General features: G+C 67.3%; 15 protein-coding genes and 1 tRNA gene. 13 read left to right on the top strand and 3 right to left on the bottom strand.

Translation table 11 applies throughout. From position 1 onward, the window contains the following. Positions 1-17: 17 nt before the first annotated feature. The 8 genes from H7X47_RS02180 (at position 18) to H7X47_RS02215 (ending at position 7,117) form a co-directional block, all read left to right on the top strand. A complete protein-coding gene (locus H7X47_RS02180; protein WP_193366965.1) occupies positions 18-560 on the top strand; it encodes a DsbE family thiol:disulfide interchange protein in 543 nt (180 codons plus the stop codon). Continuing rightward, positions 557-1,042, top strand: coding sequence for a cytochrome c-type biogenesis protein (locus tag H7X47_RS02185; protein ID WP_193366966.1), 486 nt, complete (start codon positions 557-559; stop codon positions 1,040-1,042). The genes H7X47_RS02180 and H7X47_RS02185 overlap by 4 nt, the downstream gene beginning before the upstream one ends. Next, the gene (ccmI, locus tag H7X47_RS26045) at positions 1,039-2,241 is read left to right on the top strand and encodes a c-type cytochrome biogenesis protein CcmI (RefSeq protein WP_193366967.1); all 1,203 of its coding nucleotides are present in this window, start codon (positions 1,039-1,041) and stop codon (positions 2,239-2,241) included. The genes H7X47_RS02185 and ccmI overlap by 4 nt, the downstream gene beginning before the upstream one ends. 185 nt (positions 2,242-2,426) lie before the next feature. After that, positions 2,427-3,233, top strand: coding sequence for an ABC transporter ATP-binding protein (locus H7X47_RS02195; protein WP_319633507.1), 807 nt, complete (start codon positions 2,427-2,429; stop codon positions 3,231-3,233). A 64-nt stretch (positions 3,234-3,297) separates the two neighbouring features. Beyond that, the gene (locus tag H7X47_RS02200; protein WP_193366968.1) at positions 3,298-4,089 is read left to right on the top strand and encodes an ABC transporter substrate-binding protein; all 792 of its coding nucleotides are present in this window, start codon (positions 3,298-3,300) and stop codon (positions 4,087-4,089) included. 110 nt (positions 4,090-4,199) lie between these two features. Continuing rightward, positions 4,200-4,895 (top strand): ABC transporter permease, encoded by a 696-nt coding sequence (locus H7X47_RS02205; protein WP_193366969.1) that lies wholly within the window; start codon positions 4,200-4,202, stop codon positions 4,893-4,895. Positions 4,896-4,899: 4 nt separating this feature from the next. Further along, positions 4,900-5,640, top strand: a complete 741-nt coding sequence (locus tag H7X47_RS02210; RefSeq protein ID WP_193366970.1) for an ABC transporter permease — start codon at positions 4,900-4,902, stop codon at positions 5,638-5,640. Positions 5,641-5,653: 13 nt separating this feature from the next. Beyond that, positions 5,654-7,117, top strand: coding sequence for a phage tail sheath family protein (locus H7X47_RS02215; protein ID WP_193366971.1), 1,464 nt, complete (start codon positions 5,654-5,656; stop codon positions 7,115-7,117). 14 nt (positions 7,118-7,131) lie between these two features. Here H7X47_RS02215 and H7X47_RS02220 read toward each other — a convergent pair whose 3' ends face one another. Then, positions 7,132-7,584 carry a cupin domain-containing protein gene (locus tag H7X47_RS02220; protein WP_193366972.1) on the bottom strand — a complete coding sequence of 151 codons (453 nt, stop codon included), beginning with the start codon at positions 7,582-7,584 and terminating at the stop codon, positions 7,132-7,134. 173 nt (positions 7,585-7,757) lie between these two features. Continuing rightward, positions 7,758-7,833, bottom strand: a tRNA-Ala gene (locus H7X47_RS02225). A 263-nt stretch (positions 7,834-8,096) separates the two neighbouring features. Here H7X47_RS02225 and H7X47_RS02230 point away from each other — a divergent pair. From H7X47_RS02230 to H7X47_RS02245, 4 genes are all read left to right on the top strand, one after another. After that, complete coding sequence (locus tag H7X47_RS02230; protein ID WP_322096441.1) at positions 8,097-8,405, top strand: YggT family protein; 309 nt, start codon at positions 8,097-8,099, stop codon at positions 8,403-8,405. Next, positions 8,395-8,751, top strand: a complete 357-nt coding sequence (locus H7X47_RS02235) for a DUF167 domain-containing protein (protein ID WP_319633508.1) — start codon at positions 8,395-8,397, stop codon at positions 8,749-8,751. Before H7X47_RS02230 ends, H7X47_RS02235 begins: the two co-directional genes overlap by 11 nt. Positions 8,752-8,880: 129 nt before the next feature. Then, positions 8,881-9,786, top strand: a complete 906-nt coding sequence (folD, locus tag H7X47_RS02240) for a bifunctional methylenetetrahydrofolate dehydrogenase/methenyltetrahydrofolate cyclohydrolase FolD (protein ID WP_193367518.1) — start codon at positions 8,881-8,883, stop codon at positions 9,784-9,786. A gap of 479 nt (positions 9,787-10,265) precedes the next feature. Continuing rightward, positions 10,266-11,135, top strand: coding sequence for a transglutaminase domain-containing protein (locus tag H7X47_RS02245; protein ID WP_193366973.1), 870 nt, complete (start codon positions 10,266-10,268; stop codon positions 11,133-11,135). 83 nt (positions 11,136-11,218) lie between these two features. Here H7X47_RS02245 and H7X47_RS02250 read toward each other — a convergent pair whose 3' ends face one another. Beyond that, a complete protein-coding gene (locus tag H7X47_RS02250) occupies positions 11,219-11,512 on the bottom strand; it encodes a DUF3253 domain-containing protein (protein WP_193366974.1) in 294 nt (97 codons plus the stop codon). Positions 11,513-11,609: 97 nt separating this feature from the next. On the opposite strand from H7X47_RS02250, the gene H7X47_RS02255 reads away from it, so the two are divergent. Beyond that, positions 11,610-12,311, top strand: a complete 702-nt coding sequence (locus H7X47_RS02255; protein ID WP_193366975.1) for an NnrU family protein — start codon at positions 11,610-11,612, stop codon at positions 12,309-12,311. Positions 12,312-12,325 lie beyond the last annotated feature (14 nt).

Consider the following 12,325-nt stretch of genomic DNA (forward strand, 5'->3'; position numbering starts at 1 on the left):
CGGCGGATCATCATTCCATGGCCAAGCGTCTTCTCTTCCTGCTGCCGGTGCTCATCTTCCTGGTGGTGGCCGGCTATTTCCTCTGGGGCCTGGGGCCGGAGCGCGACCCGAAGAACATCCCCACCGTGATGATCGACAAGCCGACGCCGAGCTTCGACCTGGCGGCGGTGCCGGGCCTGGATGTGCCGGGCCTGGCCACGGCCGACCTGGCCAAGGGCGAGGTGGTGATGGTGAACTTCTTCGCCTCCTGGTGCGTACCCTGCCGCGCCGAGCACCCCTTCCTCACCGCCCTGACGGAGGAGACCGGGGTGCCGCTCTACGGCATCAATCACCGCGACAAGCCGGAGGACGCGGCCGCCTGGCTGGCCGAGCTGGGCAATCCCTATACGCGGATCGGCGCCGACCCCGGCCGCGCCGCCGTGGAATGGGGCGTCACCGGCGTGCCGGAGACCTTCATCGTCGACGGCCAAGGCCGCATCCGCTACCACCACCGCGGCCCCCTGGTGCCCGATGTGATCGAACGGCAGGTCAGGCCGCTGCTGGAGGAGCTGCGCTCGTGATCCGCCGCGGCCTGAAGCCTCTGCTCGTCGTCGGCGCGCTGTTGTTCGCGGGCGCCGCCTTCGCGGTGGAGCCGGACGAAATGCTCGACGATCCGGCGCTCGAGCAACGCGCCCGCGACCTCTCGGCGGAGATCCGCTGCGTCGTCTGCCAGAACGAGTCCATCGATTCCTCCAACGCCGAGATCGCGCGCGAGCTGCGCCTCCTGGTGCGCGAGCGCCTGGTCGCCGGCGACAGCGACCAGCAGGTGCTGGACTACCTGGTGGCGCGCTACGGCGACTACGTGCTGCTGCGCCCGCCGATGAAGCCCCAGACCTATCTGCTGTGGTTCGGCCCCTTTGTCGTGCTGCTGCTCGGCGCGCTGGGCGTCTTCGTCTACTTCCGCCAGCTGCGCGCCGCCCCGGCGCAGCCGCCGCGCCTCAGCGCCGAGGAGGAGGCGCGCCTCGCCCGCCTGCTCGATGAAGAGGACTCGGGTAAGGAATGATTTTCTGGATCCTCGCCGCCGTGATGGCCGCGCTGCTGGTCGTCGCGCTGCTCTGGCCGCTGCTGCGCCAAGGGGCCGCGGCGCCGGCGACCGCGGACTTCGACCGCGCGGTCTACCGCGACCAGCTCACCGAATTGGAGCAGGACCTGGAGCGCGGCCTCATCGGCAAGGAAGAGGCCGAAGCGGCGCGCCGCGAGATCGAGCGCCGCCTGCTGCAGACCGAGGGTATTGAGCATGACGGCACTTCACAGCCGGCGGCGGCCACGCGCCGGACTGCTTGGCGCCGCCTCGGCGCGGTGCTGATCATCGCCCTGCCGCCGGCGGCCGGCCTCGGCCTCTATCTGCAGCTCGGCACGCCGGATCTGCCGGGCCTGCCGCTGGCCGAGCGCGATCCCGGCGGCGCGCTGGAGGTCGGCCTGCTGGAAAAGCGCCTGCTCGAGCGCATCGCCGAGGTGCCGCAGGATATCGAGAGCCGGCTGATCCTGGCCCAGGTCTACGCCCGCACCGACCGCTTCGGCAAGGCCGCGGAGGTCTACCGCGCCGCCATCGCCGAGGTCGAGAAGCAGGGGCCGGTGCCCGGTGCCCTGCACGCCGCCCTGGGCGAGAGCCTGGTCGCCCTCGACCGGGGGCGCGTCGGGCGCGAGGCGCGCCTCGCCTTCGCCGCCGCCATCGAGGCCGATCCGGGCAACGCCCGTGCGCGCTACTACGCCGGCCTCGCCATGGCCCAGGACGGGCGGCTGGAGGGGGCCATCCAGGTCTGGAAGGGTCTCGCCGAGGACCTGCCGGCGGACTCGCCGATGATCGGACTGCTGCGCCAGCAGGTCGCCCAGGCGGCCAAGGAAGCGGGCATCGAGCCGCCGGTCATCGCCGCCCGGCCCCCGGCCTCAGCGGAATCTGCGCCCGGAACCGCGCCGGGCCCCTCGGCGGCCGATGTGGAGGCGGCCCGGGAGCTGTCGGCGGAGGAGCGCCAGGAGTTCATCCGCGCCATGGTCGCCCGCCTCGCCGATCGCCTGGCCGAGGACCCGGCGGATGCGGACGGCTGGCTGCGCCTGGCGCGCGCCCATCTGGTGCTGGGCGAGCCCGACAAGGCGAAAGAGGCGCTGGCCGCCGCCGAAACCCAGATCGCCGCCCTGCCGGAAGGCGCGGAGCGCACTGGCCTGACCGAACGCCTGGAAGGCCTGCGCCGGGAGCTGCCCTGAAGCCCCCTTTTTCGGTACCGCGGGCGGAATCCCGTTTTGTACCCCCAATCCCTTGAGATCAGCGGGTTTTCGGCCCGCCGCGCCACCTCCGGGCAACACGGTTTTGCTTGGCATCCACCAAGGCCTGCCGTACCGTCGGGATCAAAGCGCCAGCAATAGGCGCATCCCACAGGGGGTTTGAGCGGTTGGTTTTGGCGGAGCAGGAGACCGGGTCGGCTGTCGCTGCGGCGGCACTGATTGCGGAAGATATTCACAAGTCCTTCGGGGATCTTGAGGTCCTGAAGGGCGTCTCCCTGACTGCACGCGAAGGCGACGTGATCGCCATGCTGGGCTCCTCGGGCTCCGGCAAGAGCACCTTCCTGCGCTGCCTGAACCTGCTGGAGCGGCCTAACGCCGGGCGAATCATCGTCGCCGGCGAGGAGCTGCGCCTGAAGCCCGCCAAGCACGGCGGCGGCCTGGAAGCCGAGGACCGGGAACAGATCCGGCGCATCCGCGCGCGCCTCGCCATGGTGTTCCAGAGCTTCAATCTCTGGTCCCACATGACGGTGCTGCAGAACGTCATCGAGGCGCCGATCCACGTGCTGAAGCGGCCCAAGGCCGAGGCCATCGCCTACGCCGGCGAGATCCTGCAGAAGGTCGGCCTCTACGACCGCCGCGACTATTACCCCGCGCACCTTTCCGGCGGCCAGCAGCAGCGCGTCGCCATCGCGCGCGCGCTGGCCATGGACCCTGCGGTGCTGCTGTTCGACGAGCCGACCTCGGCCCTCGACCCGGAACTGGTGGGCGAGGTGCTGCGGGTGATCCGCCGCCTGGCGGAGGAGGGCCGCACCATGATCGTGGTCACCCACGAGATGGGCTTCGCGCGCGAGGTCTCCTGCGAGACGGTCTTCCTGCACGAAGGCCGTGTCGAGGAGCAGGGCCCGCCGGAGCAGGTCTTCACGAATCCGCGCTCGGCGCGCTTCAGACAGTTTCTGGAGGGCAACCTGAAATGACGGGCGACCCTGCATGCTTCGATCAAGACAGACTCACTATTGAAAATGTAAATGGAGGCATCTCGTGAAAAAGCTTTTCTCCGCGGTCTTCGTCGCCGCCTTGGCAATCGGGTCGTCCCTGGGCGCAGTCCAGGCCGACGCCAAGGAGTGGAAGAAGGTGCGCGTCGGCGTCGAAGGCGCCTATCCCCCGTTCAGCGAAGTGACGGCCGACGGCAAGCTGGTCGGCTTTGACATCGACATCGCCAATGCGCTCTGCGAGGAGATGAAGGTGGAGTGCGAGCTGGTCACCCAGGACTGGGACGGCATCATCCCGGCGCTGCTGGCGCGCAAGTACGACGCCATCATTGCTTCGATGTCGATCACTGAGGAGCGCAAGCAGAAGGTCGACTTCACCAGCAAGTACTACAACACCCCGGCCAAGTTCGTGCGCAAGAAGGGCTCGGGCATCGAGATCACCGAGGAAGGCCTGAAGGGCAAGACCGTGGGCGTGCAGCGCGCCACCATTCACGACAACTTCGTCACCGAGGTCTATGGCGACGAGGTCGAGGTCAAGCGCTACGGCACCCAGGACGAGGCCTACCTCGACATGGTTGCCGGCCGCATCGACCTGCTGCTGGCCGACTCGGTCGCCATGCAGGGCGGTTTCCTGGATACCGATGACGGCAAGGACTACGAATTCGTCGGTCCGGACTTCAGCGATCCGAAGTACTTCGGCGACGGCGCCGGCATCGCCCTGCGCAAGGACGATGACGACCTGCGCGAAATGCTGAACCAGGCCATCGAAGCCATCCGTGCCAACGGTAAATACAAGGCCATTCAGGACAAGTACTTCGACTTCGACGTCTACGGCAGCTAAGGCTTCCGGTGGACAGAGTCTGAGAAGACGCCACCGCCGGAAGTCCGGCGGTGGCGTTTTCGTTTCTCACAGCGACCCCAAAGCGACAGGCAGCCGGATAAGCCCAAGGCATGGAAGGTTTTGACAAACTCATAGAATACCTGCCTTCGCTTCTGGAAGGCGCCCTTGTCACTCTCGAGGTCGCCTTCGCCTCGCTTGCGATCGCCATCGTCCTCGGGCTGATCACCGCCAGCGTCAAGCTGTCGCGCTCGCGCGCCGGCCGCTTCGTCGCGGAAGTCTATACGACGGTGGTCCGCGGGGTTCCCGAGCTGGTGCTGATGCTGCTGATCTTCTTCGGCGGCCAGATCCAGGTGAACAACATCGGCGCCTACTTCGAGTGGGACTACATCGACGTCGATGCCTTCACCGCCGGTGTGCTCACCATCGGCTTCATCTACGGCGCCTATCTGGGGGAGACCTTCCGCGGCGCCTTCCTGGCGGTACCGGTCGGCTTGCTGGAAGCCGGTTACGCTTATGGCATGTCGGGCCTGCAGGTGTTCTTCCGCATCCTGGTGCCGCAGATGATGCGCCACGCCCTGCCGGGGCTCGGCAACAACTGGCTGGTCCTCATGAAGACCACAGCGCTGGTTTCGGTCATCGGCTTGCACGATCTGGTGCTGAAGGCCGGACAGGCCGGCGGCACGACGCGCCTGCCCTTCATTTTCTACCTCTTCGTGGCTTTCGCCTTTCTGGTCTTCACGACGATCTCCATCTGGGGTCTGAAGTGGCTGGAAAAGCGCTACAGCGTCGGCGTCAGGAGGGCGTGAGCAGATGGACTTCACGCCGATCCTCGAAAACTATCAGCTCTATCTCAAGGGCCTCTGGATCACGCTGCAGCTCGTGTCCCTCTCCCTTGTCATCGGCCTGGGCATGGCCGTGCCGCTGGCTATCCTGCGGACCTCCAGCAACCCGCTTGTCAACGCGCCGGTCTGGTCCTTCACTTATTTTTTCCGCGGCACGCCGCTGCTGGTGCAGATGTTCCTGCTCTACTACGGCCTCGGCCAGATGCAGTTCATGATCGAGCTCAGCCAGCAGCTCGATTTTCTGAAAGACGCCTACTGGTACGCGCTGGTCGCCTTTACCCTCAACACCGCGGCCTATACCACGGAGATCATCCGCGGCGCCATCGAAGGGACCGACTACGGTGAAGTCGAGGCGGCCAGGGCCTGCGGCATGTCGCGCTTTCAGACCTACACCCGCGTCATCCTGCCCAGCGCCTTTCGCCGCGCTTTGCCGGCCTATTCCAATGAAGTGATCTTCATGCTGCACGGCTCGGCCATCGCCAGTGTGATCACCATCATCGATCTGACCGGCGCGGCGCGCATCATCGCATCGCGCTACTACAACCCCTTCGAGGCCTTCATCGCGGTGGGCGCCGTCTACTTCTGCATCACCTTCACGCTGATCGGCGGCTTTAAGTTGCTGGAACGCCACTGGTTTGCCCACCTGCGCCCGCGCGAGGAAGTGAAAGCCAAGGGCAGGACGAAAGATAAGGCGCAGCAGGTGATCTGACGGGAGGGTTCAAATGCCGGAGTATCTCGCTCCTGGTGTCTACGTCGAGGAAATTCCAAGTGGCACGCGCCCGATCGAGAGTGTGGCGACGGCGCTGCCCGTCTTCATCGGCTATACCGAGACGGCCCGGGGCGCGCAGGGGGAAGACCTGACCGGCCGCGCCGTCGAGATCACCTCGATGCAGGACTACCAGGCGCGCTTCGGCAAGGCGCCGATCCATCCGGTGACGCTGACCGTCGAAAAGCGCATCGATGCGCGCGGCCGGCTGTTGGACGTCGAGGTCGACTGGCCGCGCCGGCGCAGCGTTCCACGCCACTTCATGAACTACGCGCTGCAGCTCTATTTCAGGAACGGCGGTGGGCGCTGCCTCATCTATTCGCTGGGCCGCTATGGTCGGGCAAGGGCGGACGACTTCCGCGCCGCGCTTACCGCTTTGGAAAAAGTCGAGGGTCCGACACTGCTGGTCCTTCCCGACGCCGTGAAGCTGGACGATGCGGACTACGCGGCGGTGCTGAAGGCGGCGCTGGACGCCTGCGCCAAAACGCGCGACCGCTTCACCATCGCCGAGGTCCCGGGCGCCGTGCCGGGCGGCAACGACGACCTGGCGGCGGTCGAGGCCGGCTTCCGCGACCGTCTCACCGGCCGTGGCCGGCGGTGGCAGTTTGGCGCCGCCTACTTTCCCTACCTGGAGAGCCGCCTGCCGCTGCGCACGGTCGAGGCCCAGGTGACGCTGAAGCGTTTCGATGTCGTCACCGTGGCCAAGGACGGCCGCGAGCGGCGGCGGCAGCGGGCCGGCGCGGCCGGGCGCCGTCTCAACGACCGCCGGCTCGCCCTGGCCCAGCGGGAGCCGGAGGTCTACAGCGCGCTTCGGAGGTTTCTCGGGAGAGCCTATGCCATCCTGCCGCCCTCGGGCGCCGTCGCCGGTCTCTACGTCCGGACCGATGCCACCCGCGGCGTCTGGAAGGCGCCGGCAGGCGCTGACGCGTTGGCCGGGGTGGGCGGCCCCGCGGTGGCGGTCGGCGACAGCTTCCAGGATGCGCTGAACGTCGATCCCGCCGGCGGCAAGTCGGTCAACGCGATCCGCAAGGCCGCCGGGCGGGGCACCCTGGTCTGGGGTGCCCGCACCCTGGCCGGCAACGACAACGAGTATCGCTACGTCAACGTCCGCCGCTTCTTCATCTTTCTCGAGCAGTCGATCGACAGGGGCACTCAATGGGCGGTCTTCGAGCCCAACGGGCCCGCGACCTGGGCGCGCGTGAAGGTGGCGATCGAGACCTTCCTCTACGGCCTATGGCGCCAGGGCGCCTTCCAGGGCGCTAAGCCGGAGGAGGCCTTCACCGTCGCCGTCGGCCTGGGCGAGACCATGACCCGGGACGACGTCCTCAAGGGGCGTCTCGTCGTCCAGGTCGGCGTGGCGCCGCTGCGCCCGGCCGAGTTCGTCATCCTGCGCTTTACCCACAAGGTCCGCGCGCCCTGAGATGACGCGGCCTGCTATTCGTCGAAGGTGGTCAGGATCGCGCCGTCCTCGGCGACGATGACCGCGAGCAGGCTGGCCGCCTCGGTGGCGCTGGCGTTGGCGCTGACCAGGTGGCTGCTGCCCGCGGGCTCGAAGAAGCTCTCGCCGGCCTTGTAGATTTTCTCCGGCCCGGTCGCCGAGCTCTGCGAGCGGATCTCCCCGGACAGCACGAAGGCGAAGACGCTGCCGGCATGGTGATGGACGGGCGAGCTGCCGCCCGGCGGGTAGGTCACGACCAGGGCGTTCAGCTTCTGGCCCGGAAGGTTGTTCAGTTCCTGCGCGGCCAGGGGCGCCACCTGGACGCCGGGGGCCTTCGGGGCCTCGCCCGCGGCCGGGTGCAGCACGGCGAAGGCCGGCAGGGCGACGAGGCTGGCCGCGGCGGCCCAGGTCAGGCTGCGCCGGCGGGATGTCGAGACGGGAGGGGTCATAACGGTCGGCTCCTGTGCTGGAGGGGTGCCCGCAGCGGTCGTTGCGGGCTCTCCAGAACCGACGAACGGCAGCGCCGGCCTGTGACATCGCCGCGGCGCAATGTCATGCCTGGCGGTCGGCTGGACAGACGCCGGGCGGGTCAGGCGATCGGCTTTCGGAAAGCGGGGGGAGTTGGTGGAGCTGAGGGGAATCGAACCCCTGACCTTCGCATTGCGAACGCGACGCTCTCCCATCTGAGCTACAGCCCCACAACTGGGCGCCGCGGCGGCAATTCGCCGGGCATGGGATGGTCCAAAGGCCGATTTGACGGAAAATCAACCTCGGGCGGGCGGATAATGTGGACAAGGCCCTGTCCTGTCAAGCGGCGCGTTAACCGCCCGATTCCCGGCTCTATCCGGGCCTTTTCCGGCGGTTTCGGCTGCTTGTCTCCGGCCCAAGCGCTGGGTAGGGTAGCGGCCACTGGTTTCCGAAGTCTTTCCGTCCTCCAGCCTAGGGGTAGAAAAGCCGGCCGATGATCATCCTGGATCCGCTTATCCGCATAATCAGCCTCGCGCTGACGATCTACGTTTACATGGTGATCGCCTCGGCGATCCTCTCCTGGCTGGTGCATTTCGGGGTGATCAACACCCGCAACCAGTTCGTCTCCATGGCCGGCGAGTTCCTTTGGCGCCTTACCGAGCCGGCGCTCAGGCCGATCCGCCGCTTCATGCCCAGTCTCGGCGGCATCGACATCTCGCCGATCATCCTCATCCTGATCATCTATTTCATCCAGATGGTGCTGGAGCGGATCTTGTTCGCGCTCTACCAAAGTGGGCTCTGAGGAGCCGGTCATTTCTGAGCCCGCCCGGGAGGGCCCCTTTCGCGAGGGGAAAGACTGCCTGCTGGTCGACCTGCGCCTGCAGCCGGGGGCCAGCCGGGCAAAGGTGGACGGGGTCGTGGTGCTGGACGACGGCGTGGCGGTCCTGAAGGTCAGGGTCACCGAGCCGCCGGAAGGCGGCAAGGCCAACGCGGCGCTGGTGAAGCTGCTGGCCAAGGCCTGGAAAATGCCGAAGTCGGCCTTGAGCCTGGTGGCCGGCCACACGGAGCGGCGCAAGACCCTGGCGGTGGATGGCGACCCGGCGGCGCTGCGGCGCGATCTGGAAAAATGGCTGGCCGGGTACGGCTGACGGCTCTGGGCTAGTCGGCGGCGCAATCGGAAGGGAGCCGGCCCGCCGGCTCGGGTGAACTGGCGCCGCTGAATACAGAAGCAGAGGGAGTATCCTATCGTGAGCAGCACTGCAGCCAGCGTTGACGAGATGGAAGGACGTGCAGCTCTGATCGACGGCAAGGCCTTCGCCGCGGACTTACGCGGGCGCGTCGCCGCCGCGGTCGAAACCTTGAAGGCCGAGCACGGGCTGACCCCGGGGCTCGCCGTGGTGCTGGTGGGCGAGGACCCGGCCAGCCAGGTCTACGTGCGCTCCAAGGGCAAGCAGACCCTCGAGGCCGGCATGAACTCCTTCGAGCACAAGCTCGACGCCTCGACCAGCCAGGAGACCCTGCTGGCCAAGGTGGCCGAGCTGAACGCCGATCCGGCGGTGCACGGCATTCTGGTGCAGCTCCCCCTGCCGCCGCAGATCGACACCCAGACGGTGCTCGCCGCCATCGATCCCGACAAGGACGTCGACGGTTTTCACGTGATCAATGCCGGGCGCCTGATGACCGGGGGCAAGGGGGCGGAAGCGCCGCTGGTGCCCTGCACGCCGCTGGGCTGCCTCATGCTGCTGAAGGATCGCCTGGGTGACCTCTCCGGCCTCAACGCCGTGGTGGTCGGCCGCTCCAACATCGTCGGCAAGCCCATGGCCCAGCTCCTCCTGGCCGAGAGCTGCACCGTGACCGTCGCTCACAGCCGCACCAAGGACCTGCCGGCGGTCTGCCGCGGCGCCGACATCCTGGTGGCCGCCGTCGGCCGGCCGGAGATGGTCAAGGGCGACTGGGTGAAGCCGGGGGCCACGGTGATCGACGTCGGCATCAACCGCATCGACGCGGAAGGCGGCAAGACCCGCCTGGTCGGCGACGTGGCTTTCGATGAGGCGGCGGCGGTGGCCGGCGCCATCACGCCCGTGCCCGGCGGCGTCGGCCCCATGACCATCGCGGTCTTGCTGGCCAACACCGTGACCGCCGCCTGCCGCCAGGCCGGCATCCCGGCGCCGGAGCTTTCCTAGGCGGGCAGCTTGCCGGACCTCGTGCTTCGAGACGCCCCTCCAAGTTCCTTGGCGGGGCTCCACAGCATGAGGCCACATACGCAAACACAGACCTCACCCTGAGGCGCGGTCCGCCAGGACCGCGTCTCGAAGGATGTGCCGCTGTCGCGTGGTGTGGCGTGCCTAGTCCTTCGGCAAGCCCAGGCGGATCAGGCCCTTGATGGGGGCGTGTGGGTCCTGCGGCTCGCCGCGGCGCAGGATGACGATCTTGCCGGCGCACGGCGTTCATGTAGCGCCGCCAGACGTCGGGTCGGCTGACTGTCCGCCGCCTAGGCCGGTCGGATTGTTGGCCAAATCTCTTCCGGAGCGCCCTCGGTGGTTGCGCGGCGCTGCCGGCGATTCTACCATCATATGGTCCGGCAGGGTCGCCGGGCGAACCGGGATGTACCCATGAAGATCGTCCTGACTGTTGTTCTCGATGCCTGTGCCGGGCAATCCGCATGAGAAAAAAAACGATCATTGCCGCAGCTGGCTTTGCTGTCTCTATCTGCGCCGCGGCGACGGTCGGTTTGACCATCCGCTACCCGGAAATGTCTACCGCTCAGTCAGCAGTCTACGTCGCGCAGCGTATTGGGACGCTGGTCGAGGCACGGCTGCTCATGAGCACACCCTACGATGCCGTCCGTCCGCTGGAGACGGAGCTCGCCAACGTCCGCCGGATCGCTCTCGACATTGAGCCGCAGCTGGACTCTATGGAGCCCCTTTCCGCAGCGCTTGCGTTGCGGGACATGGTCTATCGAAAGGTTCCTGTCCAGGCTCCGCCGGCAGGATTCGACTACTCCAACTTGGATCGTTCGGTATTTCTCGAACTGACAGATGAAAACTTCGGCGACATCTGTGGGGGACTCTCAATCGTCTACCTTACCTTGCTGAAGTCATTTGGCATCGAGGCCCGATACGTCGGCATGTTTAAAGAGGTCGTCAATGCTGCCGATCCTGTGACCTCACACGCTTCTGTGGAGGCCTTCATCGGTGGCCAATGGATCGCTCTGGACCCGACCTTCAACTTCTCCATCTGGGCAGAGGATGAACGCATTGGTTGGGAAGAGGCTCAAATCCGTGTATTGGCCGGCAAGTCGCTGACCTTCGCGAGCGATGGCTACGCCATCCTTCCTGGTCGATCAGTGTATGACTATTCTGACCCTCTACCCGAGACCATGAAGTTCATGATCTTCGCGCCGACGCCTCGAACCGAGCTGCGGACCCTGCCGGTGGAGTGGGGCGGGCGCATCGCCTATGCAAATGGCAAGCAGTTCGATCAGGGCAATAGTCTTACCCGCAACTCCGTCTATGTGAAGTTGGCGCAGTAGAGTGAAGATCTCCCCCTCCGATGATTGGGGGTGGTCAGGAGGCGACCGAGTGGCCGGCGCCCGCAGCGGCGACTACAGCTCCGCTACTTCGGCAAGCCCAGGCGGATCAGGCCCTTGATGGGGGCGTGTGGGTCCTGCGGCTCGCCGCGGCGCAGGATGACGATCTTGCCGGCGCGGGCCAGGTGCACGGCCTGCTGGCGCACGGCGTTCATGTAGCGCCGCCAGACGTCGGGCGGATCGCTCTTCTTGCGCCGGGTCTCGGCGAAGGCGCGGGCCACGTCATCGGGGCTCACCGTGTGGTCCGGGCCGCCGGCCTGCAGCAGCTCCAGGATCTTCAGGGCCACCGCGTCGGGCCTGGTCTCTTCGTTCTCTGTCATGGCGGCTGCTTAGCACGCCGCCGGGCGCAGGTAACGCCCTTTTCGGTGCGCATTTCCAGGCTGGACGGCGGCGCGGGCGCTGACCATATTGCGGGGGATGCTCGATGCCACGAACTCCATGGTTGCCGCCACCCTCGCTTTCGCCGGCGGCCACTTCCTGCTCTCCGCCAAACCGCTCCGCCCCCTTCTGGTGCAGCGCTTCGGTGCCCAGGGCTTTCGCCTTGTCTATTCCACCGTAATGGTCGGCGCCTTCATCTGGATGCTGCTGTCCTACCGCAGCGCGCCCTTCCTGGCGGTCTGGACCCCGGCCGCGGCTCTCGCCTGGGTGCCCCTGCTGGTCATGCCGTTCGCCGCCATCCTTCTGGTCGCCGGGCTGACCACGCCGGGGCCGACGCTGGTGGGCGGCGAGCGCTTTCTCGACGGCACCCCGGGCTCGCCCGCCGTCGGCATCCTCTCGATCACCCGCCACCCCTTTCTCTGGGGCACCGGGCTCTGGGCCCTGTCGCACCTGCTGGCCAACGGGGATTTCGCCTCCATGGTGCTGATGGGCGGCATCGCCGTGCTCAGCTTCGGCGGCATGCGCCACATCGACCAGCGCCGCGAAGCCAGCCTCGGCGCCGCCTGGGGGCCGATGAAGCTGACCACCAGCGTGCTGCCCTTCGCCGCCGCGCTGGGCGGGCGCAGCCCGGTCGACTGGCGCGGTATCGGCTGGTGGCGGCCGCTGCTGGGCCTGGCGGTCTATGCCGCCCTGCTGCACCTCCACAGCGGCCTCATCGGCGTCTCGCCGCTGCCGTTCTAGCGCCCCGCACGATC

This window comes from Pelagibius marinus (assembly GCF_014925385.1).
Lineage (GTDB): Bacteria > Pseudomonadota > Alphaproteobacteria > Kiloniellales > Kiloniellaceae > Pelagibius > Pelagibius marinus.

Bases quoted from the DNA above. Each gene is read 5' to 3' on its own strand.
- H7X47_RS02180 (WP_193366965.1), top strand. From the start codon at position 18: ATGGCCAAGCGTCTTCTCTTCCTGCTGCCGGTGCTCATCTTCCTGGTG.
- ccmI (WP_193366967.1), top strand. From the start codon at position 1,039: ATGATTTTCTGGATCCTCGCCGCCGTGATGGCCGCGCTGCTGGTCGTC.
- H7X47_RS02205 (WP_193366969.1), top strand. From the start codon at position 4,200: ATGGAAGGTTTTGACAAACTCATAGAATACCTGCCTTCGCTTCTGGAA.
- H7X47_RS02210 (WP_193366970.1), top strand. From the start codon at position 4,900: ATGGACTTCACGCCGATCCTCGAAAACTATCAGCTCTATCTCAAGGGC.
- H7X47_RS02215 (WP_193366971.1), top strand. From the start codon at position 5,654: ATGCCGGAGTATCTCGCTCCTGGTGTCTACGTCGAGGAAATTCCAAGT.
- H7X47_RS02220 (WP_193366972.1), bottom strand. From the start codon at position 7,584: ATGACCCCTCCCGTCTCGACATCCCGCCGGCGCAGCCTGACCTGGGCC.
- H7X47_RS02230 (WP_322096441.1), top strand. From the start codon at position 8,097: ATGATCATCCTGGATCCGCTTATCCGCATAATCAGCCTCGCGCTGACG.
- folD (WP_193367518.1), top strand. From the start codon at position 8,881: ATGGAAGGACGTGCAGCTCTGATCGACGGCAAGGCCTTCGCCGCGGAC.
- H7X47_RS02245 (WP_193366973.1), top strand. From the start codon at position 10,266: ATGAGAAAAAAAACGATCATTGCCGCAGCTGGCTTTGCTGTCTCTATC.
- H7X47_RS02250 (WP_193366974.1), bottom strand. From the start codon at position 11,512: ATGACAGAGAACGAAGAGACCAGGCCCGACGCGGTGGCCCTGAAGATC.
- H7X47_RS02255 (WP_193366975.1), top strand. From the start codon at position 11,610: ATGCTCGATGCCACGAACTCCATGGTTGCCGCCACCCTCGCTTTCGCC.